This is a genomic window from Streptomyces sp. G7(2002) (genome assembly GCF_028870195.1).
Classification (GTDB): Bacteria; Actinomycetota; Actinomycetes; order Streptomycetales; family Streptomycetaceae; genus Streptomyces; species Streptomyces nigrescens.
Genome location: NZ_CP102609.1, coordinates 8,738,933 through 8,762,239, shown reverse-complemented (window position 1 = coordinate 8,762,239; position 23,307 = coordinate 8,738,933). Strand labels below are relative to the sequence as shown.

The 23,307-nt window shown below is 69.8% G+C and carries 25 protein-coding genes; 15 read left to right on the top strand and 10 right to left on the bottom strand.

Features of this window, described 5'->3' with window-relative positions; genetic code table 11:
• Window positions 1-5 precede the first annotated feature (5 nt).
• From NUT86_RS37760 to NUT86_RS37750, 3 genes are all read right to left on the bottom strand, one after another.
• Window positions 6-530, bottom strand: coding sequence for a methylated-DNA--[protein]-cysteine S-methyltransferase (locus NUT86_RS37760; RefSeq protein ID WP_159484335.1), 525 nt, complete (start codon window positions 528-530; stop codon window positions 6-8).
• Complete coding sequence (locus NUT86_RS37755; protein ID WP_274739900.1) at window positions 527-2,047, bottom strand: AlkA N-terminal domain-containing protein; 1,521 nt, start codon at window positions 2,045-2,047, stop codon at window positions 527-529. Before NUT86_RS37755 ends, NUT86_RS37760 begins: the two co-directional genes overlap by 4 nt.
• 378 nt (window positions 2,048-2,425) lie before the next feature.
• Window positions 2,426-2,590 (bottom strand): hypothetical protein, encoded by a 165-nt coding sequence (locus tag NUT86_RS37750; protein ID WP_262037921.1) that lies wholly within the window; start codon window positions 2,588-2,590, stop codon window positions 2,426-2,428.
• A 3-nt stretch (window positions 2,591-2,593) separates the two neighbouring features.
• On the opposite strand from NUT86_RS37750, the gene NUT86_RS37745 reads away from it, so the two are divergent.
• Window positions 2,594-2,821, top strand: coding sequence for a hypothetical protein (locus NUT86_RS37745; protein ID WP_274739898.1), 228 nt, complete (start codon window positions 2,594-2,596; stop codon window positions 2,819-2,821).
• Between the two features lie 70 nt (window positions 2,822-2,891).
• Here the strand turns inward: NUT86_RS37745 and NUT86_RS37740 are convergent, their stop codons facing one another.
• Window positions 2,892-3,119, bottom strand: a complete 228-nt coding sequence (locus NUT86_RS37740; protein WP_018092057.1) for a hypothetical protein — start codon at window positions 3,117-3,119, stop codon at window positions 2,892-2,894.
• 172 nt (window positions 3,120-3,291) lie between these two features.
• Between NUT86_RS37740 and NUT86_RS37735 the strand changes: the two genes are divergently transcribed.
• Window positions 3,292-3,897 (top strand): HD domain-containing protein, encoded by a 606-nt coding sequence (locus NUT86_RS37735; RefSeq protein WP_274739896.1) that lies wholly within the window; start codon window positions 3,292-3,294, stop codon window positions 3,895-3,897.
• Window positions 3,898-4,160: 263 nt separating this feature from the next.
• Here the strand turns inward: NUT86_RS37735 and NUT86_RS37730 are convergent, their stop codons facing one another.
• Together NUT86_RS37730 and gcl are read right to left on the bottom strand one after the other, a co-directional pair.
• Complete coding sequence (locus NUT86_RS37730) at window positions 4,161-5,057, bottom strand: 2-hydroxy-3-oxopropionate reductase (RefSeq protein WP_109893750.1); 897 nt, start codon at window positions 5,055-5,057, stop codon at window positions 4,161-4,163.
• A gap of 145 nt (window positions 5,058-5,202) precedes the next feature.
• On the bottom strand, window positions 5,203-6,984 hold the full coding sequence (gene gcl / locus NUT86_RS37725; protein ID WP_274739893.1) for a glyoxylate carboligase: 1,782 nt from the start codon (window positions 6,982-6,984) through the stop codon (window positions 5,203-5,205).
• Between the two features lie 382 nt (window positions 6,985-7,366).
• Here gcl and NUT86_RS37720 point away from each other — a divergent pair, with 382 nt between their 5' ends.
• The 7 genes from NUT86_RS37720 (at window position 7,367) to NUT86_RS37690 (ending at window position 14,227) form a co-directional block, all read left to right on the top strand.
• A complete protein-coding gene (locus NUT86_RS37720) occupies window positions 7,367-8,626 on the top strand; it encodes a DegT/DnrJ/EryC1/StrS family aminotransferase (RefSeq protein WP_274739891.1) in 1,260 nt (419 codons plus the stop codon).
• Window positions 8,627-9,390: 764 nt separating this feature from the next.
• Window positions 9,391-10,029, top strand: coding sequence for a LuxR C-terminal-related transcriptional regulator (locus NUT86_RS37715; RefSeq protein WP_274739889.1), 639 nt, complete (start codon window positions 9,391-9,393; stop codon window positions 10,027-10,029).
• 40 nt (window positions 10,030-10,069) lie between these two features.
• Window positions 10,070-10,483, top strand: a complete 414-nt coding sequence (locus tag NUT86_RS37710) for a PaaI family thioesterase (RefSeq protein ID WP_063822552.1) — start codon at window positions 10,070-10,072, stop codon at window positions 10,481-10,483.
• Window positions 10,484-10,815: 332 nt separating this feature from the next.
• Complete coding sequence (locus NUT86_RS37705) at window positions 10,816-11,553, top strand: Phenylacetic acid catabolic protein (RefSeq protein WP_093646688.1); 738 nt, start codon at window positions 10,816-10,818, stop codon at window positions 11,551-11,553.
• A 72-nt stretch (window positions 11,554-11,625) separates the two neighbouring features.
• Window positions 11,626-12,420 (top strand): hypothetical protein, encoded by a 795-nt coding sequence (locus tag NUT86_RS37700; RefSeq protein WP_148589824.1) that lies wholly within the window; start codon window positions 11,626-11,628, stop codon window positions 12,418-12,420.
• 84 nt (window positions 12,421-12,504) lie between these two features.
• On the top strand, window positions 12,505-13,581 hold the full coding sequence (locus NUT86_RS37695; RefSeq protein ID WP_018092610.1) for a Leu/Phe/Val dehydrogenase: 1,077 nt from the start codon (window positions 12,505-12,507) through the stop codon (window positions 13,579-13,581).
• 31 nt (window positions 13,582-13,612) lie between these two features.
• On the top strand, window positions 13,613-14,227 hold the full coding sequence (locus NUT86_RS37690; RefSeq protein ID WP_018092609.1) for a nitroreductase family protein: 615 nt from the start codon (window positions 13,613-13,615) through the stop codon (window positions 14,225-14,227).
• A gap of 82 nt (window positions 14,228-14,309) precedes the next feature.
• Here the strand turns inward: NUT86_RS37690 and NUT86_RS37685 are convergent, their stop codons facing one another.
• Both NUT86_RS37685 and NUT86_RS37680 read right to left on the bottom strand, forming a co-directional pair.
• Window positions 14,310-15,089, bottom strand: coding sequence for an SDR family NAD(P)-dependent oxidoreductase (locus NUT86_RS37685; RefSeq protein WP_018092608.1), 780 nt, complete (start codon window positions 15,087-15,089; stop codon window positions 14,310-14,312).
• Window positions 15,090-15,136: 47 nt separating this feature from the next.
• Window positions 15,137-16,363 (bottom strand): acyl-CoA dehydrogenase family protein, encoded by a 1,227-nt coding sequence (locus tag NUT86_RS37680; protein ID WP_018092607.1) that lies wholly within the window; start codon window positions 16,361-16,363, stop codon window positions 15,137-15,139.
• Window positions 16,364-16,525: 162 nt separating this feature from the next.
• Between NUT86_RS37680 and NUT86_RS37675 the strand changes: the two genes are divergently transcribed.
• Window positions 16,526-17,173 (top strand): TetR family transcriptional regulator, encoded by a 648-nt coding sequence (locus NUT86_RS37675; RefSeq protein ID WP_018092606.1) that lies wholly within the window; start codon window positions 16,526-16,528, stop codon window positions 17,171-17,173.
• A gap of 36 nt (window positions 17,174-17,209) precedes the next feature.
• Here the strand turns inward: NUT86_RS37675 and def are convergent, their stop codons facing one another.
• Window positions 17,210-17,770, bottom strand: coding sequence for a peptide deformylase (gene def / locus NUT86_RS37670; RefSeq protein ID WP_018092605.1), 561 nt, complete (start codon window positions 17,768-17,770; stop codon window positions 17,210-17,212).
• Window positions 17,771-17,955: 185 nt separating this feature from the next.
• Here def and NUT86_RS37665 point away from each other — a divergent pair, with 185 nt between their 5' ends.
• From NUT86_RS37665 to NUT86_RS37645, 5 genes are all read left to right on the top strand, one after another.
• Window positions 17,956-19,194, top strand: a complete 1,239-nt coding sequence (locus tag NUT86_RS37665; protein ID WP_018092604.1) for a MurT ligase domain-containing protein — start codon at window positions 17,956-17,958, stop codon at window positions 19,192-19,194.
• Window positions 19,195-19,222: 28 nt separating this feature from the next.
• A complete protein-coding gene (locus NUT86_RS37660; protein ID WP_018092603.1) occupies window positions 19,223-19,951 on the top strand; it encodes a type 1 glutamine amidotransferase in 729 nt (242 codons plus the stop codon).
• A 190-nt stretch (window positions 19,952-20,141) separates the two neighbouring features.
• Window positions 20,142-21,167, top strand: a complete 1,026-nt coding sequence (locus NUT86_RS37655; protein WP_018092602.1) for a 6-phosphofructokinase — start codon at window positions 20,142-20,144, stop codon at window positions 21,165-21,167.
• 295 nt (window positions 21,168-21,462) lie between these two features.
• Complete coding sequence (locus tag NUT86_RS37650) at window positions 21,463-22,422, top strand: cytochrome c oxidase assembly protein (protein WP_018092601.1); 960 nt, start codon at window positions 21,463-21,465, stop codon at window positions 22,420-22,422.
• Between the two features lie 106 nt (window positions 22,423-22,528).
• Window positions 22,529-22,687, top strand: coding sequence for a hypothetical protein (locus NUT86_RS37645; protein WP_026170157.1), 159 nt, complete (start codon window positions 22,529-22,531; stop codon window positions 22,685-22,687).
• Between the two features lie 22 nt (window positions 22,688-22,709).
• On the opposite strand, the gene NUT86_RS37640 is transcribed toward NUT86_RS37645, so the two are convergent.
• A complete protein-coding gene (locus tag NUT86_RS37640; RefSeq protein WP_018092599.1) occupies window positions 22,710-23,129 on the bottom strand; it encodes an SSI family serine proteinase inhibitor in 420 nt (139 codons plus the stop codon).
• Between the last annotated feature and the right edge of the window lie 178 nt (window positions 23,130-23,307).

Sequence of the window (23,307 nt, the reverse complement as noted above, 5' to 3'; positions counted from 1 at the left end):
GCGGCTCAGAGGGCATCCGGCGTGACATCGGGGAGGGCGCCCTCGATGCCGAGGAGCTGCCGTTTGCGTACGGGCCCGCCCGCGTAACCCGAAAGGGAACCGTCCGCGGCGATCACACGGTGGCAGGGCCGGACGACGAGCAGCGGGTTCGCGCCGATCGCCGTTCCGATGGCGCGCACCGCACCCCGCGCAGCACCGATGTCGGCGGCGATCTTCCCGTACGTGGTGGTGGTGCCGTACGGGATGGCCTCCAGCGCCTGCCACACCCGCCGCTGGAAGTCCGTTCCCCGGGCGGGGGCGTAGGCGATGCCGAAGCGGGTCAGCTTCCCGTCGAAGTAGGCGCGGAGCTGGTGGGCGATGTCGGCGAAGGCGGCGGGGGCGTACGTCCAGCCGTCCTGGACGGTCGCCCCGCCCTTCTGTCCGGGGACGGACAGCGAGGCGAGCGCGAGGCCGCCCGGGGCTGTGGCCGATTCCTCGCCCACCAGCAGGAGTTCGCCCAGCGGGCTGCCGAGGGTGGTGTAGAGCGTCATGGTCCGGTGCTTTCCGTGGTGGTGGGGCGGGGGTTCGCCGGCTCCGTGGCCGGCGCGTTCCAGAAGTGGTGCATCGCGTACGAGCGCCAGGGGCGCCAGGAGGTCGCCCGCTCCTTCAGACCTGCCGTCGGGACTCCGGCCCGGCGCATGCCTGCCAGTACGGCCGCATCGCCGGTCAGCAGGACATCGGGGTCCCCGAGGGCACGCATCCGGATGTATCCGGCGGTCCACGGACCGATGCCGCGCAGCCCGAGGAGCGCGCGTTCGGCCTCGTCACGGTCGGCTCCGGCGTCCAGGACGACCGTGCCGTCGGCGAGTGCGGCGCTCAGGGTACGCAGGGTCGCCCGCCGCGACTCGGGCATCCCGAGCTCGGTGAGGGTGGCCTGCGCCAGGTCCTCGATGCGGGGGAAGAGGTGGGTGAGCGCACCGGCCGGCTCGGGCAGCGGTTCTCCGTGGGCGGCGACCAGGGCGCCGCCGAGCGTGCGGCCGGCCGCGACCGAGACCTGCTGTCCGAGTACGGCACGGACGGCGAGCTCGTCCGGGGCGGGAGCGCCCGGGGAGCGCAGTCCGGGGCAGCCGTCCACCAGCCGCGCCAGTACGGAGTCCGCCCCGAGCCGCTCGGCGACCGCGTACGGATCGGCGTCCAGATCGAAGAGGCGGCGCACCCGCTGGCTCGCGGTGGTGAGGTCCCGCAGCTCGGTCAGGCGCAGCCGGCAGTCCAGCCAGCCGTCGCCGGCCGCCTCGTCGACCTCGGCGATCCCGGTTCCGTGCGGCAGCCGCAGGGTGCGCCGGTAGGTACGGGCGCCGGGCTCGCCGCTGACCTCCTCGACACCGGTGATCGCGCGCCGCTGGAGGTGGTCGAAGAGCTGCCGCGCCGCATACGGCCCGCGGAAGGCCAGCCGCAGCGGCAGCACCCCTGGAGTGGTGGGCGGCGCGACCGGTCCGAATCGGGTGCCCTTGCCGGGGCGGGCGGTGCGCAGCCCGCTCGGGGTGAGGGCGTAGATCTCCTTGATGGTGTCGTTGAACTGCCGCACGCTGGCGAAGCCCGCCGCGAAGGCGATCTCGGCCGCCTGCAGTCCGGTGGTCTGCAGCAGGACCCGGGCGGTGTGGGCACGCTGTGCCCGCGCCAGGGCCACGGGCCCGGCGCCCAGCTCGGCGTTCAGCTGGCGCTGGACCTGCCGGGCGCTGTAGCCGAGCCGGGCGGCCAGACCGCAGACGCCTTCCCGGTCGACCACACCCTCGCTGATCAGCCGCATCGCCCGTCCGACGAGATCGGCACGGGCATTCCACTCCGCCGAGCCGGGCACCGCATCGGGGCGGCAGCGCCGGCAGGCACGGAAGCCGGAGCCCTGGGCAGCCGCCGAGGTCGGGAAGAAGGCGACATTCCGGCGTCGGGGTGTGGTGGCGGGACAGCTCGGCCGGCAGTAGATCCCGGTCGTGGACACCGCGAAGAAGAAGGCGCCGTCGAATCTGGCGTCCCTGCTGCGCACCGCCTCGTACCTGCTGTCCTCGTTCATCACAGAGTCCACTGTGCAGCAGGTCAGGCGGCGGCGCTGGCGGAAATCGGACGGAGCGTTCGGGGCGTGGGGGGCCGTGGGGCCGGGCGGTGCGGCGGGGCGGTGCGGCGGGGCCGCACAGTCTTGGGGGAGGCAGCGGGCGTGCGGGCTCGGGTACCCGGCTCGCGTCCCCGGCTCGTAGCTGCGGATCTGCCGCGGGAGCGCGGCACGAACGTGCGGCACACCGGCGGTCCGGCAGGCAACAGCCTTTAGCAGTACGGGAGTTCAGGCTTACGGCCCCCGGGGAGAGAGTCTCGTGCGGGCGCCCGGCTGGATCGTCCGGCGTGGGCTCCCAGGGGATATACCCGAATTGGGGAGTTCCGCCGCGTCGAACCGGCCCTACGACGCCACTATCGCGAGGATCACCAGGAACGCGACCAGCGCGAAGGTCTCCCAGCGCATCGCCCTCCGCAGGACGTTCAAGTCCGAAGAACCCCCCGACCCGCCCCTCAGCGGCGAGTACCCGCCGTCGTCGCTGGTCCCGTTGTCCCCGTCGTCGCTCACGTCGTGCTCCCGCTCTCCTGCCGTCAGCTCACCGGCCGACGGCCTGCCCATCGTCGCTCGTCAGCGTATCCCCCTGCCCAGCGGCACCGAGAGGCGGCCACGAATGCGGAGAAGGCCCGGCTACGGGCACGGTACGGCTACGGCTACGGCTACGGCTACGGCTACGGCTACGGCTACGGCTACGGCTACGGCTACGGCTACGGCTACGGCTACGGCTACGGCTACGGCTGACGATGGCGTGCGTACGCGTCGTTCCCAGCTTGACGCGGAAGCCGCCCCAACAGCCGACCGGCCCCGCCGTTCAAGGCGGTGGCATCGGCCAGTCGTCCAGCGAGCCACCACGCCATTCGACGAGGCGGGGGTCGTCCAGCTCGATGTCCCCGGCCGGACTGGCGACGCCCGCGCGGCGGAGGAATTCAGCAACATCGCCGCGGCCATGGGCCAGGCCGACGATCTGCCCACGCACGGTCACCCGTCGGCCGCCGGACGGCGTCGGCGGGTGCACGATGACAGGCGGATGCTCGGTCATGCCTCCAGCGTGCGCTGGGCTCCGCGCTCGCGCATTTCGGCAGCCGCCGTGAGCGTCAACCCTCCGCCGTCGCGGTGCGCCCGCCCTCCGGCGGCCCCTGCGCCTGACGCGCGGCCTGCAAGCCCGCCCGTGACCTCGACCGGCGACCGGGCCGTACGCGACAATCGCGGCCATGACCATGGATGATCTTGTGATTCCCGATACCCGGGCCTGCCGTGCCGCGCTGGAGGTGGCGAGTGCCTACTGCTCGCCCGCGCTGCTGAACCATTCCGTGCGGGCATACCTCTGGGCGGTCGGCTATGCCTCGGCCCACGACATCGCCTTCGATCCGGAACTCCTCTATGTGTCGGCCATGTTCCACGACATCGGGCTGGTGAAGGAGTTCGACAGCCACACCGTGCCCTTCGAGGAGGCGGGTGGCCATGTGGCGTGGGTGTTCGGGGCGGGCGCCGGGTGGCCGGTGGAGCGGCGGGTACGGGCGTCCGAAGTGATCGTCCGGCATATGTGGGACGCCGTGGAGGTGGCACTGGATCCGGAGGCACATCTGCTGGTGTTCTCCACCTCATTGGACATCTCCGGGCAGCGTCCCGACGCCCTGCCGGCCGGCCTCCGCACCGAGGTGCTGGAGCGCTATCCGCGGCTCGGCCTCGGCGAGGAGTTCCTGGCGTGCTTCCGGAACCAGGCCGAGCGCAAGCCGGACAGTTCCGCGGCGGCCTCGGTCCGCCAGGGCATCGCCGCGCGCATCTCCGCCAATCCGCTGGATGCGCCCGGGGTGTAGCGGGCCTACCCGGTGCCGTACGAGGCCTGCCGGACAGTGCAGTCGGCGGCAGCGGCATGAGGAAGCCCCGGCCAGACGGGGGGACGCTGGCCGGGGCGGCTCGGGAGGGGTGTGCAACACCCACACCCATTTGAACGGTGAACAACAGCTTGGCGTTCCACACGCAGACGTGACGGTCGTCACGCCAGCGGCCACTCTCGCCGTCACCCGTCACCCGTCGCCCGCCGCTCGTCGCTCGTCGCTCGCCCCAGCGGACGTCGGGCTCAGCTTTCGGTGGTGTGTCCGGAGAGGCGTTCGACGCCGCGCAGGAGGGCGGAGTGGTCGAGGCCGCCGTCGCCCTGGGCGCGGAGGGCGGCGACGAGTTGGGCGACGACGGTGCCGACGGGCAGGGCGGCGCCGACGGCGCGGGCGGCGTCGGTGACGATGCCCATGTCCTTGTGGTGCAGGTCGATGCGGAAGCCGGGTGTGAAGTCGCGGGTGGTGAAGTTGTCCTTCTTGCGGGCCAGGACGGTGGAGCCGGCCAGTCCGCCGCCCAGGACGTCGAGGGCGGCGGGCAGGTCGACGCCGGACTTCTCCAGGAAGACGACGGCTTCGGCGCAGGCCTGGATGTTGACGGCGACGATGAGCTGGTTGGCGGCCTTGACGGTCTGGCCGGAGCCGTGGGGGCCGCAGCGCACGATGGTCTTGCCGAGGGTTTCCAGGAGGGGGCGGGCGGCGTCGAAGTCGGCCTGTTCGCCGCCGGCCATGATGGACAGGACTGCTTCGATGGCGCCGGCTTCGCCGCCGGAGACGGGGGCGTCCAGGACGCGGATGCCCTTGTCGGCGGCGGCGTGGGCGAGGTCGATGGAGGTCTGCGGGGTGATCGAGGACATGTCGATCAGCAGGGCGCCGCGGCGGGCGTGGGCCAGGATGCCGTCGGGGCCGTAGGCGATGGCCTCGACCTGCGGGGAGGCCGGGACCATGGTGATGATGACGTCGGCGTCGGTGACGGCCTCGGCGATCGAGCCGGCCGCGTGGCCGCCGTTCTTGGCGAGCCGCTCCAGCTTGTCGGCCTCCAGGGTGTAGCCGGTCACCGAGTAGCCGGCCTTGATCAGGTTCTCGGCCATGGGCGAGCCCATGATGCCCAGACCGATCCACGCGATCTTGGGAAGATTGCTCATGAGGTGCCTCTTTCACATCGCAGAAGGGGAAGACGGCGGCGGACGAGCGCCGTCCGGGTCTTGACGGGAGGGGCGGCGCACCGGGCGCGGGCGTGCACACCACGCCCGGCACACCGTCCGGATCGAGTCCGGCGCCGGTCCGGCGTCAGACCTTGAGCGGCTTGATCGCGGTGGGCGCGTGACCGGGCTCGGTCGCGATGTCCTCCCACTCGTTGACACTGGCGATGTCGGAGCCGCTCATCGAGATATTGGTGATCCGCTCCAGGATTGCCTCGACGACGACCGGGACGCGGTGCTCGGCGGCCAGCTTCTTGGCCTCCTCGAAGGCGGCGCCCAGCTGGCTCGGGTCGGTGACCCGGACGGCCTTGCAGCCCAGGCCCTCGGCGACCTTGACGTGGTCCACGCCGTAGACGCCCAGCTCCGGCGAGTTGATGTTCTCGAACTCCAGGTTGACCTGGAAGTTGATGTCGAGGTTGCGCTGCGCCTGACGGATCAGCCCCAAGTAGGCGTTGTTCACCAGGACATGGATGTACGGGATCTGGTGCTGGGCGCCGACGGCCAGCTCTTCGAGCATGAACTGGAAGTCGTAGTCGCCGGAGAGCGCGACGACCGGGGTCTCCGGGTCGGCGGTGGCGACGCCCAGCGCGGCCGGGATGGTCCAGCCGAGCGGGCCGGCCTGGCCGCAGTTGATCCAGTGGCGCGGCTTGTAGACGTGCAGCATCTGCGCGCCGGCGATCTGGGAGAGGCCGATGGTGGTGACGTAGCGGGTCTCCGGGCCGAAGGCCTTGTTCATCTCCTCGTAGACGCGCTGCGGCTTCATCGGGATGTTGTCGAAGTGCGTACGGCGCTGCAGCTGGGCCTTACGCTCCTGAGTGGCGGCCGCCCAGTCGCCGCGGTCGGGCAGCTTGCCGGCGGTCTTGAGCTCCCTGGCCACCTCGACGAACAGCTCCAGCGCGGCCTTGGCGTCCGAGGCGATGCCGTAGTCCGGGGCGAAGATCTTGCCGATCTGGGTCGGCTCGATGTCGACATGGACGAACGTGCGGCCCTGGGTGTAGACGTCCAGCTTGCCGGTGTGGCGGTTGGCCCAGCGGTTGCCGATGCCGAGGACGAAGTCGGACTCCAGGAAGTTCGCGTTGCCGTAGCGGTGCGAGGTCTGCAGGCCGACCATGCCGGCGTTCAACTCATGGTCGTCGGCGAGGATGCCCCAGCCCATCAGGGTGGGAACGACCGGTGTGCCGGTCAGCTCGGCGAACTCCACCAGCAGGTCACAGGCGTCGGCGTTGATGATGCCGCCGCCGGCGACGATCAGCGGGCGCTCCGACGCGTTCAGGAGCTTGAGGGCCTTCTCGATCTGGGCGCGGGTCGCGGCCGGCTTGAAGGCCGGCAGCGGCTCGTACGTCTCGGGGTCGAAGTCGATCTCGGTCAGCTGGACGTCGATCGGCAGGTCGATGAGGACCGGCCCGGGGCGTCCGGAGCGCATCAGGTGGAAGGCCTGCTGGAAGACACCGGGGACCTGCGCGGCCTCCATCACCGTGGTGGCGGCCTTGGTGACCGGCTTGGCGATCGACGCGATGTCGACGGCCTGGAAGTCCTCCTTCTGGATCACCGCGGTGGGGGCCTGGCCGGTGATGCACAGGATCGGGATCGAGTCACCGATCGCGGAGTAGAGGCCGGTGATCATGTCCGTGCCGGCCGGGCCGGAGGTACCGATGCAGACGCCGATGTTGCCCGGATGGGTCCGGGTGTAGCCCTCGGCCATGTGCGAGGCGCCCTCGACATGACGCGCCAGCGTGTGATCGATCCCGCCCGCGCCCTTGAGCGCCGCGTAGAAGGGGTTGATCGCGGCACCCGGCACTCCGAAGGCGTGGGCCACGCCCTCCCGCTTGAGGATCTCCACCGCGGCGCGGGCGGCTGTCATTCGAGGCATCGAGTACTCCTGCGTCGACCTGTCACGGGCAAGCTCCAGCGCAGCGCCGGAGAGGGTTAATTCCGTATCGTGGAACTAATGTTTTGCTTTATGGAAGGAAAGTAGAACGCGGCGATGCAGCCGTCAAGGGGATGCGGGACGCATGGGGTCGCGGGGCGGCCTCGTGGAACGGCAACGCGAACGCCCGGCCAGTTACCGGCCGGGCGTTCATACAGGGCAGACGGGGTGGGCCCTGACCGCCAGGCGGCCGCCCCGTCGCCGGGCTGCGCAAGTTGACCTAACTGACCTTGCTGACCGCCGCTGACTCTTCACCGGCAGCCGCCCCTCGACTGTCATAGGACCGCACCTCTTTGGTGCACCAGAGACGATCTGGGGGGAACTGATGCTGGACAAGAGTTACGTCGTGCCCTGGGGGAAGCGGGGCAGCATGTCGACCGGCGCCGAGGCCGCCGTGCTGGCCGACCTCGTCCACGAGAGCGCACCGCTGCCGGCGGGCACCCGGCGCGAACGGTTCGAGCGCTCCTTCGCCGAGTCGGTCGGCAGCCGGCACGCGATCTCGGTCAACAGCGCAGCGGTCGCCCTGCACATGGCGATCCGGATGCTCGACCTGGCCCCCGGCGACGAGGTGATCGCCACCCCCCAGACCCACCGGGCCACCGTCCAGCCACTGCTCGACCACGACGTACGGGTCCGGTTCTGCGATATCGACCCCACCACCCTCAACCTGGACCCGGCCGCGCTGGAGGCGCTGATCACCCCGCGCACCCGGGCCCTGCTGCTGGTGCACTACGGCGGCTGCCCCGCCGAGATGGACACGGTCATGGCACTGGCCCGGCACCACGGCTTCCTGGTGCTGGAGGACTGTGTGCATGCGCTGGGCGCCCGCTACCGCGGCCAAAGCCCCGGATCCCTGGCGGACATCGCCGCCTTCAGCCTCCACAACGACAGGGCCGGCACCGTGCTCGGCGAGGGCGGTCTGATCACCTGTAACCGGGACGACTGGGCCCAGCGGCTGCACCGGCTACGCGCCTACGACACCGACACCCGCACCGCGCACCCCCGGGCGGCCCGGGCGCCGGAGCCGGGCGTGCCGGCGGGGGCCACGTACACCGTGCCTCTCCAGCGCGGCTGTGTACGGCGGCCCGGCAGCGACGCGACGATGACGGAGGCGGCCGCGGCCCTCGGCCAGGCCCAGCTCGCCAGGGTCGAGACCGCCGCCGCGAAGCGCCGCGCGCTCGCCGGGCGGCTGGACGAGGTCCTCGCCCGCTACCCCTTCCTCACCCCGCAGTCGGCGCCCGCGCACAGCACCCACGCCTACCACCTCTACACCTGCTTCGCCGGCCACCAGGAGCTGCGCGACCGGCTCGTCCTGGCCCTGGACCGCAGGGGGGTGGAGATCCAGCTGCGCTACTTCCCCCAGCATCTGCTGCCGCAGTGGCGCCACCGCGGCCATCTGCGCGGCGAGTGCCCGGTCGCCGAACGCAGCTGGTTCGAACAGCACCTCAATCTCCCCTGCCATGCGCTGCTGACTCCCCATCAAGAGGACTACCTCATTGAGGTGTTGGACGGATCTCTGGCAGAGCTGAACGGCGGGGCGCCGGTCCCGGCGGCGGTGCCCGCGACGGTCTGCGGACAGAGGTAGGGCGCGGCGGAGGGGAACGGAAGGGCGCGCCCCTGCGCATTCTGCGGGACCATCCGTACTGCTCCTGAGCCGCCGCGCGGGGCGGGGTGCGGGTGCCGTACAGGTACGCCCGGCCGCCGTCGATCACCGCGTACGGCCGTGACCTCGCCTGCACCGTCATGACCGCCGGAGCGCATCATGGCCGGATTCTTCACAAGAGACGGGGGAACCATTCCTGGTGGACGAGGTACCGATTGTTTTCGGAAAAATTGGCCGGTTCGGAGTTGCGCCGCTCTCAATAGCCCGATCTGGCATATGTCATTCAGATCTCCCCATGATGGATACCGTGATGTACGCTACGGCGTACGTCCAGCGTCGAGCCGAGGGGGGATACGCCTTGAGCGTGAAGCAGATGCTCGCGCACATGACTGATGCTCTCCACCGGCCATGGGAAGCTGGAGCGGCTTACGTAACGGGATATCCGGACAAAGTTCGGCATCCGGAGGAGGCGGCAAGTCGGTCAACCCGCACTTGAGCCTTCGTCCTGCTGCGCACCCGTTCCTCACCTGCGCCGGATCACGTTGAATCCCTTTCATTCTCTGAAGAACTGCGCTATGCCGACGGTCCCGAGACCTGACCTCGTTGCTGCGTTTTCCCGTTGACCAAGGGGAAACGCAGCTCATTATCGGTTCGGCATTCTGACCTTATTCGATCTTGTGGTCGTATCTGCACCCGGCCCTCCACAGAGGTCCGCAGACGGCCATTCGGGGAGTAGGACGCCGCAGATGGCTCAGATACAACTGCTGATCGCCGATGACCAGGTCGTGACCCGGTCCGGTCTCATGGCGATGACCAGGGAAGCTCCCGGACTTGACGTGGCCGGCGTGGCGCAGGACGCGGCAGGCGTCGTGACCGCCGTCGACCGCGAGGATCCCGACATCGTCCTGCTCAATCTCCGCAAACTGACGGGTGACAGCTTTCGCCGTCTCGTCCAATTGATCGGAGCGCATGCCTCGATCATCGTCCTGTGCTGTCACGACTCCGTCGTCACGCTCCAGGACGCTTTACGGGCCAAGGTCGCCGGGTTCATGGACCTGGAAATCCTGCAGGAGGACTTCGCCAGCGTGATCACCCTGGTCAGCCGGGGCTGTGCGGTGTATCTCCTCCCCCGTGACCGGCTTTCCGATATCAGTACCGAATATCCGACGTCATCGACCTCGGTAGCGATTTCGAGTCTCACCTCGCGAGAGAACGATGTTCTGCTGCTACTGGCCGCGGGCATGACGAACAAACAGATCGGTTCCACTCTTCATATCGCGGAGAATACCGTCAAGAAACATGTGCATCGCGCAATGATCAAGTTATCGGCTTCCAACCGGGTGGAAGCGGCGCTGCTCGTCTCCCAGCACGGCACGAAGCGGTGAGCGGCACACGACGGTCCTGATTCGTTGCTATGTTACGTCGATGATGGATATTGACGCGGCTCAAGCCGTCCTCGATAACAGCCCCTTCGGCCCCTGGTGGGGATTCAAGGTGGAAGCCGTCGGGAAGGGGCAGGCCAAGGTCTCGTTACGCCAGCGCCCGGAACTCTTCCGCCCCGGCGGCGTCCTCCAGGGCGGGTGCGCGATGACGCTCGCCGATGTGACCTGCTGGATCGCGATCATGTCGCTGTTCGGCGAGGACGATCCGTCCGTCACCCAGCAGATGACGACGAGTTTCCTCGGCCCGGCGCGCACCGATCTGGTCTGCGAGTCGACGATCGTCCGGCCCGGCCGCCTGATCGTCTACGGCACCGCCGACACGACCGACACCGCCGGCAAGCTCGTCTCCCACCACACCCTGACCTATATCCGGCCACCGGAGCGGAACGTGGCCTGAGAAGTCCGTCGGTTCCCGGCCAAGACCCCTTGCCCGCGGCCTTCTCGGCGACAACTCGCCCGCCCCATCCGCCCATCCGTGAACACGTGTCATCCGTGACCCCCTGCACCACACGACAGCGGCGTGTGGTGCAGGGGGTCACGTGCGTCCCGACGGAGACCTATGGGGGCCTGGCGCGGCGTACGGGCCCGGAAGGTACCCCACGAAGTACCCCGAAAGAGCCACCGGGTTACCCCCTTCGTTCCCTGCAGATACGGCCCCATCGTGGCCTACCGGCCCCGCGAACTGCCCGAATAGGCTGAATTTCATCAGCTACCCGGAGGAGAATTCGTATGGGGACCGTCTTTTCGGAGACTGTGGACCTGGAGAGCGTCGGTGAACTCCCGGAGGAATACCGTGAGGTGCTGACACATCAGATGCTCGCCAACGGCGAAGGCGAGCTGAGCGCGGGCGACACCTACGTGGACTCGTTCTATCCGCTTGCTCCCAACGCCGACGAGCGCTATATGTGCCTCAAGTTCGCCATGGAAGAAGTGGACCACTTCCGGCGCTTCGCCAAGCTGCTCACCCCGCTCGGCGTCGACACCTCGCACATGGTGAATCAGGCCGTGGCGGAACGGCGTTACTTCCCGGCCGAGAGCATGACCACGCAATTCACCGTCTGGGAGGAGCGCGCCGCATTCAGCTTCCTCTGCGAGCTCGAAGGCCATTTCCAGATCAAGGAGATGACCACCAGCACCTACGCGCCGCTGCGTGCCGAAGCCGCCGCGATCCTCAAGGAGGAGGCACGGCACTTCGGTTACGGCAAACGCCTGATGCAGGAGTCGTACGACGCCGGCGCGCAGTCCCGTGACCGGGCCCAGAAGGCGCTGGACAAGTTCTACCCGATGGCGCTGGACATGTTCGGGCGGCCCGACTCCCGCCGCGGACGTCTCGCGGTCCGGTGGGGCCTGCGTAAGAACGACAACGGAGAGCTGCGCGAGCTCTACAAGACCGCGATCGCGGGGCACATCGAGAAGATCGGTTTCTCCGTCCCCAAGGTCGATCCCTCGCAGCTCCAGTTCGCCTGAGCGGCGCCGGCCCGGCTTCCTCGCACACGATCCACCTCACCGGAACCATCCACCTCACCGGAGTAGGAATCGATGACGACGACCGACACGCTGATCGACCGGATCAAGACGCACCGCGTCTTCGACCACCCGCTCTACGAGCACTGGGCCGCGACGCCCCCGTCCGCCGAGGTCTCGGGCGCGCTCTTCCACCAGGTGCAGTCGTTCTGCGCCGCTACCCGCCCCGGCGGCGAGTTCCCCACCGCCCTGCGCAGCCTCGGCTGGAACGAACAGGCCCTCCTCATCGAGGAGATCGTCGACAGTGAGTCCGGGCACGGCCCCGAACTCGCGACGATGGCGGGCCACATCGTGAACCGCACCGGTTCCCAGGTCTTCGACGACGTCTACGACACGACGCGGGTCGAGGCATGGCTCAAGAGCTCGTCGGACCGGCTGCTCGCCGGGCTGCCGGGGTACGACCGCGAGACCGGTCTGACGCCTCAGGCGGCGGCCGCCATCGAGGTGTTCCGGCGCCGGTTCTCCTCCGACGCCGAGACCACCGTCCGCAACCTCGGCACGGCGCTCGCGCTGGAGATCATCTCCAACCAGTCGCTGATCCCGGGTGAGAAGCGCGCGCTCATCGATTCCGGCCACTACAAGGCCGACCTCGACGAGCCGGAAATGCATTACATGGCGGAGCACTGGGGTGACGACGGTGCCGAGCAGCAGCACGAAGCAAATGTGATCAAGGCTGTCTCGTCCGTGATGGACGCCTCGAACAGCGAGCAGATAGAGCAGGGTGTGGAGGACTTCCTCTCATCGCTGTGTGCACTGTGGGACGTCCTGGACGCGGCGCTGCTCGCATCCGGACTGCAGCCGGCCGAATAATTCTCTGCCGGACGGGCCGGCGGTTCACGCCACAAGGCGGGGCCGCCGGCCCGGCTGTCAATGGACAGAATTCTGGGGTGAGTTATGAGTGTGTTCAAGGAAATGGACGGCCACGAGCAGGTTCTTTTCAGCTCCGGCCCCGGCGGTCTCCGGTGCGTCATCGCCCTTCATTCGACACTGCTGGGCCCCGCACTCGGCGGCGTCCGCTATCTTCCGTACCGCGATGACGACCAGGCGATCGGCGACGCGTTACGTCTTTCCCGTGCGATGACATACAAGGCGGCCTGTGCGGGCCTCGATATCGGGGGCGGAAAGGCCGTCATTTTCGGTGGCGCGGGCGTCGAGAAGTCGGAGGCGCTGCTCCGCGCTTTCGGGCAGGCGGTCGAGTCTCTCTCCGGACGGTTCATCGCTGCCTGCGACATGGGCATCACCACCGCCGATCTCCGGGTCATGCGCAAGGAATCCCAGTGGATACGCGGTCTGGATACCGAGGAGGGCGGCTCCGGTGAATCGGGCGCCATGACCGCCTACGGCGTGAGCCTCGGTATCCGGGCCTGCTTGGAGTACCTCGACGGCAGCGACAGCCTGGAAGGCCGCCATATCGCCATCGACGGCGTCGGCAAGGTGGGAGCCCGGCTTGCGGGCCACCTGGCGGACGGCGGCGCGCGGCTGACCGTGGCCGACATCGACCAGGAGAAGGCCGAGCGGGTGGCCGAGGCATGCGGGGCGGAGGTCGTGAGCCGGGAGAAGCTCTACCTGCTCGACGTGGACGTCCTCAGTCCGAACGCGGTCGGCAACGTCATCGACGCCGACCTGGTGGACAACCTCCGCTGCCGGATCGTTGCGGGCGGGGCCAACAACCAGCTCTCCGCACCCGTCATCGCGGATCGGCTCGCGGCACGCGGCATCCTGTACGCACCGGACTTCGTGATCAACGCGCTCGGCCTGATCCAGGTGGTCGACGAGCTGCATCCCGCGGGCCATGACATGAACCGGGTCAGGAAGGACGCGCAGCTGATCCCGGAACGGCTCGTCGAGATCTTCACCAGGGCGAAGAACCTGAACATCAGCACCGCCGGCGCCGCGATCAGCATGGCGCGGGACCGTCTGGCGGCCGTACGGGGCGTGCGGTCGTTCTGGCTGCCGCCGCGGTGCCGGTGAACGGGCGCGGAGCGATGAGGAGCGACTGCTGATGGAGTTGGAAGCCGCCATCCGGACCCGCCGCAGTGAGCACCGTCTGATCGAACCCGCCCCGAGCGACGAGGAGTTCGTCGATCTGCTCGGCTGGGCGGCGACCGCGCCCGACCACGGCCACCTCCGCCCCTGGCGGTGGATCCTCGTACGCGGGGACAGCCGGACGGCGCTGGGCGTGTCCTTCGCGTCCGGCGCCACCGACGCGGAGACCGTCCGCCGGGAGATGCGGAAACCACTGCGCGCCCCGCTCCTCGCGACGCTGGTCTTCGTGCCCCGGCGCAACCACCGCGTACCGGACTGGGAGCAGCTCGCCGCGAGCAGCGCGATGGTCAACTCGCTGATGCTCCTCCTGCACGACAGGGGGTTCGGCAGTATCTGGCGCACCGGCTCGTCCGTCGACTCCGCCGAGACCCGTACGCTGCTGGGCCTCGCCCCGCACGAAGGGCTCATCGGCTGGCTCTACATCGGCAGCCCGGACCCCACCCGGCGTTCGGTCCTGCGCTCCCCGGTACCGGTCAGCCACCGGGTCTCCCGGTTCACACCGGAGGGCTGCCCGGGGCAGCCCGGCCCGCTCCGGCCCAGCGGTCACCAGCGGGTGAGCGACACGCTCTGACCGCGGGCGGTACGGGCGGCCGGAGTGCGCCGTCCGCCCGTACCGGCCCGCGGGGCCACGTGGTCCGGATGCGGTGTCGGGCTCAGTGAACGGAGAACCCGCCGTCGACGAAGAGCGCCTGCCCGGTGACGTAGCCGGAGGCGCGGCCGGCCAGGAACACCGCCGCTCCGGCGAAGTCCTCGGGCAGGCCGTTGCGTCCGACCAGCGTGCGCTCGGCCAGCGCCGCCACCTTCTCCGGGTCGGACGCCAACCGCGCATTGAGCGGGGTCATGACGAAGCCGGGCACCAGTGTGTTGCAGGTGACACCGTGGGGCGACCACGCCTCGGCCTGAGAGCGGGCCAGCGACTCCAGCGCGCCCTTGGAGACCCCGTAGGCGCCGCTCTGGACGAATGCCCGGTGCGCCTGCTGGGAGGTGATGTGGATGATCCTCCCGAAGCCCCGCTCGGCCATGCCCGGCCCGAACCGTTGGCCCAACAGGTAGGGCGCCTCCAGGTTCACCGCCATCGTCGCGTCCCACACCTCCTCGCCCAGCTCGCCCATCGGCGGCCGCAGGTTGATCCCGGCGCTGTTGACGAGAATGTCGGGCTCGCCGAACACCCCGGCTGCCTGTTCCGCTGCCGCGCGCACCCCGTCGCGGGTGCTCAGGTCGGCGCTCACCCAGGCCGCCCGGCAGCCGTCCGCCGCCAGCTCGTCGACCGTGGCGGCCAGTTCCGGCTCCTTGCGCGCCACGATCACCACGCTCGCCCCCGCTCGCGCGAGAGCCCCGGCGACGGCCCGGCCGATGCCGGAACTTCCGCCCGTCACCACGGCGGTCCGGCCGTCCAGCGAGAACAGTTCGGAGAGGTAGCTGGGCGAGATCATGCCCGCACCCTAGACGGCGAAGGCCTGGCCGGACGAGGGCGGCCGTCTCAGCGGATCGGCATCCCGGAGAGCGTCCGGGCGATGACCAGGCGCTGGATCTCGCTGGTGCCTTCGAAGATCGTGTAGATGGCGGCGTCGCGGTGCATCCGCTCGACCGGGTACTCGCGGGTGAAGCCGTTACCGCCGAGGATCTGTACGGCCTGGGCGGTGACCTTCTTGGCGACCTCGCTGGCGAAGAGCTTCGACATGGAACCCTCGGCGGAGGTGAACGGCTTGCCGGTCACCGCCATCCAGGAGGCCCGCCAGACCAGCAGGCGGGCGGCGTCGATCTGGGTGCGCATATCGGCGAGCTGGAAGGCCACACCCTGGTTGTCGATGATCGGGCGGCCGAACTGGGAGCGGGTTTTGGCGTACTCCAGGGCCTCCTCGTAGGCCGCGCGGGCAGTGCCGACCGCCATCGCGCCGACGGCGGGCCGGGAGGCCTCGAAGGTGGCCATGGCGGCGTTCTTCACCCTCTCGCCGTCCTTCTTGGCGTTCTCCCGGGCCCGGGCGAGACGCTCGTCGAGCTTCTCCTTGCCGCCGAGCAGGCAGTGGCCGGGGATCCGGACGTTCTCCAGGACGACCTCGGCGGTGTGCGAGGCGCGGATGCCGTGCTTCTTGAACTTCTGCCCCTGGGTGAGGCCGGGGGTGTTCGGGGGGACGATGAAGGAGGCATGGCCCTTGGAGCCGGCGTCCGGGTCGACGACCGCGACGACGACATGGACGTTGGCGATGCCGCCGTTGGTGGCCCAGGTCTTGGTGCCGTTGAGCACCCACTCGTCCTTGGCCTCGTCGTAGACCGCGCGGGTGCGCATGGCGGCGACGTCCGAGCCGGCGTCCGGTTCCGACGAGCAGAAGGCGGCGACCTTGACGTCATGGACGTCGCCGTACATCTGCGGGACCCAGGTGCCGATCTGCTCCTCCGTGCCGTTCGCGAGCACACCGACGGCAGCCAGGCCCGTGCCCACGATCGACAGACCGATACCGGCGTCGCCCCAGAACAGCTCCTCCATCGCCATGGGGATGCCGAGGCCCGTGGGGTCGAAGAACTGCTGGGCGTAGAAGTCGAGGGAGTACAGGCCGATCTTGGCGGCCTCCTGGATGACGGGCCAGGGGGTCTCCTCGCGCTCGTCCCACTCGGCGGCGGCGGGGCGCATGACGTCCGCGGCGAAGCCGTGAATCCAGTCACGGACTTCCTTCTGCTCGTCGTTGAGCTCCATGGTGAACTCGGCCATGTCCCCTCCAGCTGCTGCAGGCATTACGGTGTTACTAGCGGTAACCCGCAGTGTGTTACTCGCCAGTAAGCGGTGTCAACTCCCCTGGGAACGAAATCGCCGTGGAGATCGGGTGTTACGTTGCGCCAGCGCCACGGATTCACAAGGGTGGGGAGCACGACCATGGAAAGCACAGAGCACAGCGGCCGCCGGCAGACGGCGACCGAGCGCAGACGGCGGGAGCTGCTGGAGGCCGCCGAGCGCATTGTGCTGCGCGACGGCCCGGACGCCTCGATGAACGCCATCGCCGCCGAGGCGGGTATCACCAAACCGATCCTCTACCGGCACTTCGGCGACAAGGGCGGGCTGTACCGCGCGCTCGCCGTACGGCACACGGATGCCCTGCTCGCCAATCTGGCGACCGCGCTGGACGCCCCCGTCCTGCGCCGGGACCGCGTCGAGGCCACCCTCGACGCCTACCTCCTCGCCATCGAGGCCCGGCCGCAGGTGTACCGCTTCCTGATGCACCCGTCGGACGAGGACAACGCGTCCGAGTCCGGCTTCGACGTCGGACGGCACTCCGCCCCGCTGCTGCGCCGGCTCGGCGAGGAGCTGGCCAAGGTGATCACCGACCGGCTCGACCTGGGTCCGGGCGGCGAGCTGACGGCGCGCGTCTGGGGCCATGGCATCGTCGGCATGATGCAGCACGCCGGTGACTGGTGGCTGCGCGAACGCCCTTGCTCACGCGAGGAGTTGGTCAAGCAGCTGGCCGATCTGCTCTGGGGGCAGCTGGCCGCGGTCGAGGACCGTACGGACGGCCCCGGCTTCTGAGCGCCGGTCCGTGAAACGGCGGGAAGCGCCGGTCGCTCAACGGCCGGACGCCTCCGCCGTGGCGGCCCACGGGGCCTTGGCCGCCGCGCGCAGCGCCCGGCGGCGGCGCAGTCCGGTGAGGTGGTCGACGTAGAGACCACCGTCGAGATGGTCGCACTCGTGCTGGAGACAGCGGGCGAAGAAGCCGGTGCCGGTCACCGTCCGGGGCTCGCCGGTGACGCTGACCCCGGTCACGACGGTGTGGTCGTGGCGCGGGGTGCCGGCTTCGATGCCGGGGAGCGAGAGGCAGCCCTCGGGTCCGCGGATGACCGGTCCGTCGACGTCGACGAGCCGGGGGTTGACGAGATGCCCCAGATGACGGCGGTCCTCGTCGTCGGGGCAGTCGTAGACGAAAACCCTCAGCGGGACACCGATCTGGTTGGCGGCGAGGCCCACACCCTGCGCGGCGTACATCGTCGCGTACATGTCCTCGACCAGCCGGGCCAGCTCGTCGTCGAAGACGGTGACCTCCTGACAGGGCTCGGTCAGGGCCGGATCGCCGAGCAATCGCAGCGGGCGGACATGGCCGGAACTGCCGGGAATGGTGCGGGGACGCATGGGGACAAGCGTACGGTCCTGCACAGCTCGGATGTCGCCGCACGGGTGGCGGGGTTCGGGGCTGCGGCCGGATCTCGATAGGCTGATCCCCGACCGAAGCCCCGGCCGGTCATCGGCTGCGGAGGAGGCGTTCCACCCTCAGCCCCACGGCAGGCGGGCGCCGGATGCAAGGAGGATCAAAGACGATGGCAGGCAACACGGAGCCGCTGTCGCCGCGGGCCAAGCTGGCCGTGACGGCGGGCAAGGCCGCGGCGGCGGTATCGCGCGCGGCGGGCCGCGGCAGCGGATCGGTGATCGGTGGCCGGGTGGCGCTCAAGCTCGACCCCGACCTGCTGGCGCGGCTGGCCCGGCACTTGGACGTCATCCTGGTGTCGGCGACCAACGGCAAGACGACCACGACGCGGCTGATCGCGGAGGCGCTGCGGGCCAGCGGTCCGGTGGTCTCCAACGCGCTCGGCGCCAATATGCCGGCGGGCATCACGTCCGCGCTGGCCGGTGGATCGGACGCCCGCTACGGCGTCATCGAGGTGGACGAGAAGTACCTCGCCGGTGTCGCACGCGATACGACGCCGAAGGCCATAGCGCTGCTGAACCTCTCCCGCGACCAGCTCGACCGCGCCGCGGAGACCCGGATGCTGGCCGAGCACTGGCGCGAGGGGCTGGCCGGTTCCAAGGCCCTGATCATCGCCAACGCGGACGACCCGCTGATCGTGTGGGCGGCCTCGTCGTCCGCGAATGTGGTGTGGGTCGCGGCCGGGCAGGAGTGGAAGGACGACGCCTGGTCCTGCCCCTCGTGCGGTGGTGTGATGCAGCGGCCGGGCGAGGACTGGTTCTGCGCCGAGTGCGGCTTCCGCCGTCCCACGCCCAGCTGGGCGCTGTCCGGCGATCATGTCCTCGACCCGCACGGCAGCGCCTGGCCGATCAAGCTGCAGCTGCCGGGGCGCGCCAACAAGGCGAACGCCACCACGTCCGCCGCGGTCGCCGCCGCCTTCGGGGTGCCGCCGCAGGTGGCCCTGGAGCGGATGTTCTCGGTGCAGGCGGTGGCCGGACGCTATGACGTGGTCACCTTCATGGAGCGGGAGCTGCGGCTGCTGCTGGCGAAGAACCCGGCCGGCTGGCTGGAGACGTTCTCGCTGATCGACCCGCCGCCCACCCCGGTGATCATGTCGGTGAACGCCCGCGGCGCGGACGGCACCGACACCTCCTGGCTGTGGGACGTCGACTACACCCGGCTGGCCGGGCACCCGATCTTCGTGCTCGGCGACCGCAAGCTGGACCTGGCGGTGCGGCTGGAGGTCGCGGGCCTCGACTTCCAGGTCTGCGAGAGCCTCGACGAGGCGGTGCAGCTGGCACCGCCCGGCCGGATCGAAGTCATCGCCAACTACACGGCCTTCCAGGACCTGCGCCGGCGCGTGGGCAACTGACGTGATGCGCGGACAAGGACGATCGAGAATGAGTGACAACAGCCTCCGTCTGGTGTGGATCTACCCGGACCTGCTGAGCACGTACGGCGACCAGGGGAACGCCCTGGTGGTGGAGCGGCGGGCGCGCCAGCGCGGTCTGGACGTCCAGCGTCTGGACGTACGGTCCGACCAGCAGATCCCCACCTCCGGCGACATCTACCTGATCGGCGGCGGTGAGGACCGGCCGCAGCGGCTGGCCTCCGAGCGGCTGATCCGCGACGGCGGACTGAGCCGGGCGGTCTCCAACGGCGCGATCGTGTTCTCGGTGTGCGCCGGCTACCAGATCCTGGGCCATGAGTTCATCAATGACCTCGGGGAGCGGCAGCAGGGCCTGGGGCTGCTGGACGTGGTGAGCGCCCGCGGCGAGGCCGAGCGCTGCGTCGGCGACGTACTCGCCGATATCGACCCGCAGTTGGGGCTGCCGCCGCTGACCGGCTTCGAGAACCACCAGGGCGTCACGCACCTGGGCAAGACCGCCCGGCCGTTCGCCAAGGTGCGCTTCGGCAAGGGCAACGGTGTCGGCGACGGCTACGAGGGCGCGTGGAACGACACCGTCTTCGGTACGTACATGCACGGCCCGGTGATGGCGCGCAATCCGCATATCGCCGACCTGCTGATCAAGCTGGCGCTCGATGTCAATGCGCTGCCTCCGGTGGACGACACCTGGTACGAGGCATTGCGCCAGGAGCGGATCGCCGCGGCGACCCAGCCCGCTTAATACCGGTTGATTCGCCTTTCGGGCGGTTTGCGGATATCCGCTCCGCGCCCGGATTGCGCCCCTTCCGTACGCCCGCAGTCCGCACTGCGGGCGTACGTGTTCCCGGCGGCCCCGCGCTTGTAGGGTGAGCGGAATCCAACCGGACGACGGGGTCCGGGCCCCCGGTTGAGCTGCAGAGGTTTTTCGAGCAATGCGTATTGGTGTCCTCACCTCCGGCGGCGACTGCCCCGGACTGAACGCCGTCATCCGGTCCGTCGTCCACCGCGCCACCGCTGATCACGGCGATGAGGTGATCGGCTTCCGCGATGGCTGGAAGGGCCTGCTGGAGTGCGATTACCGCAAGCTCGACCTCGATGCCGTCGGCGGCATCCTGGCGCGCGGCGGCACCATCCTCGGGTCGTCCCGGGTGCAGCCCGCGCATCTGCGCGACGGTGTGGAGCGGGCCCGCGGCCATGTCGCCGAGCTGGGCCTGGACGCGATCATCCCGATCGGCGGCGAGGGCACGCTGAAGGCGGCACGGCTGCTGTCGGACGCCGGGCTGCCGATCGTGGGCGTCCCGAAGACCATCGACAACGACATCGCGGTCACGGATGTCACGTTCGGCTTCGACACCGCGGTGGGGGTCGCCACCGAGGCGCTGGACCGGCTCAAGACCACCGCCGAGTCGCACCAGCGGGTGATGATCGTCGAGGTGATGGGGCGGCACACCGGCTGGATCGCGCTGCACTCGGGGATGGCGGCCGGTGCGCACGCGATCGTGGTGCCGGAGCGGCCCTTCGACATCGACGAGCTCACCGCGCGGGTCTCCGAGCGCTTCGAGGCCGGCAAGAAGTTCGCCATCGTGGTGGTCGCCGAGGGCGCCAAGCCGCGCGAGGGCACCATGCCCTTCGACATCGGCGGCAAGGACATGTACGGCCATGAGCGGTTCGCCGGCGTCGCCCGGCAGCTGTCCGTGGAGCTGGAGAACCGGCTCGGCAAGGAGGCGCGTCCGGTCATCCTCGGGCACGTCCAGCGCGGCGGCACCCCGACCGCGTACGACCGGGTGCTCGCCACCCGCTTCGGCTGGCATGCCGTCGAGGCCGCGCACCGCGGCGACTTCGGGATGATGACGGCACTGCGCGGCACCGACATCACGCTGGTGCCGCTGGCCGAGGCCGTGGAGACACTCAAGACGGTGCCCGCGGAGCGCTACGACGAGGCCGAGTGCGTGCTGTGACCCCGGTGGATCCGGCGCGATAGTTCCGGACTGCACGAACCGCCCCCGGCCGATTCCATGGCCGGGGGCGGTTCTAGACGGGTGAGTCCGAAGTCCCGTCGTCCGACCGAAGGGCGGGCGGGGAGGCGTCAGGCGCGTGCAGCTGCAAGGCGGACGGATTCAGTCATAGCGGAGCTATGGGTGGATTCGGCCAACGCCGCAGATGTGCGTGCCTGGCGCCTCCCCGCAGGCGGGACTTCGGACTCACCCGTCTAGTCTTGTCGCCGGAGTATCGGTACGAATCAGGAGCGAGCGGATGGATCACAGCGGGCACGGCATGGACGGCATGAACATGGATCTGCCGCCGTTCACGCTGGGGAGGGGCCTGGAGTTCGGTGGTGATCCGGTCTTTCTCGTCGGCTGTCTGCTGGGGCTCGGGCTGTACGGCTGGGCGGTGATCCGGCTGCGGCGCCGGGGGGACGCCTGGCCGGTGGGCCGGACCGTGGCCTGGGCCCTGGGCCTGGTGTCGGTGGCACTGGTGATGTGCACCCGGCTCAATGACTACGGCATGGCGATGTTCAGCGTGCACATGGTCCAGCACATGGTCATCAGCATGCTCTCGCCGATCCTGCTGCTGCTCGGGGCGCCGGTGACGCTGGCGCTGCGCGCCTTGCCGGCCGCCGGGCGCGGCCGCAAGGGACCGCGCGAACTGCTGGTGGCGCTGCTGCACAGCCGCTACATGCGGATCATCACGCACCCGGCGTTCACCATCCCGCTGTTCATCGCGAGCCTCTACGCGCTCTACTTCTCGCCGCTGTTCGACTTCCTGATGGAGACCAGGGCCGGGCACATCGGGATGATGGTGCACTTCCTCGCGGTGGGCATGGTGTTCTTCTGGCCGATCATGGGCGTCGACCCGGGCCCGCACCGGCCGGGTTACGTGATGCGGATGCTGGAGCTGTTCGCGGGCATGCCGTTCCACGCGTTCTTCGGGATCGCGCTGATGATGGCCTCGGAGCCGATGGTCGACACCTTCCTGAACCCGCCCGCCTCGCTCGGGATCGACGCGCTGTCCGACCAGTCGGCCGCCGGCGGCATCGCCTGGGCCTTCAGCGAGATCCCGTCCGTCGTGGTGCTGATCGCCCTGGTCTTCCAGTGGTACAAGTCCGAGGAGCGTCAGTCGCAGCGCGCGGACCGGGCCGCCGACCGCAACGGTGACAAGGATCTGGCCGACTACAACGCCTACCTCGCCTCGCTCAACGCACGGGGGCAGTGACGGCGGTCGACGTCTGGCGGTACGGGCCGCGGCCGGGGACGATGGTCCCATGGCCGCGGCCCGCGTCGTTCGCCGGCGTCCGGGCCGCCGTGAGGAGGGTGCGGGTATGCCCGGATCTGCGAGGACGATGGCCGTGTGCACGGTGGGCGGGCTGGTGGTGGCGACCGCCTACACCGTGGCACTGGGCGCCAATGGCTGGGTCTGGTTCTCCTGGGTGGTGCTGGCGCTGGTGACGATCGGAGTGGTGGCCGCGCGGCCGGTCTGATCCCGTCGGCGCGGGGCGCCGTTCAGAAGCGGAAGACGGGCCCGGTGGCGGAGTCCATCGTGCAGGCGTTGGGGTACTCCTTGCGCCAGTTGACCGGGACACCGCGCCAGGTGCCGGTCGCGGTGACGGTGACCGGGTCGAACTCCCTGGTGCAGTTGTGCGGCTCGCCGGGCAGCGCGTCCAGGTCCCCGCGGGCCCACGTCAGCGCGTCACAGGCGGCGTCCGCGTGCGGATGTCTGCGGTGGATGTCCGGGCAGCTGAGCCGGACCCCCCGTGTCCAGGTGTTGCCCGCTCCGGACATGGTGAGCTGCAGGCCCTGATCGCCGGACGGCGGCTCGTCGGCGCCGGCCGGACCGGCGCAGAGCAGGGCCGCGGACAGGGTGGCAAGCACGGTGGCGGGCAGGGTGGCACGGGCGGATCGGCGTCGACGGCTCACGGGCATCGTGGTCTCCTGGGAACACTCGGTGGGATCACTTGCCGGAGCCCGACAGGGTCACGCGGCGCCCGGCGGCCCCAGGGCACCTCGCCGCGACCCGGCGGACAAGCGGCCACGCCGTGAGGTCGCCCGTACGGCCTGCGGATGCCGCCCAGGAGACAGGGCCACGCCAGGAGACAGGGTG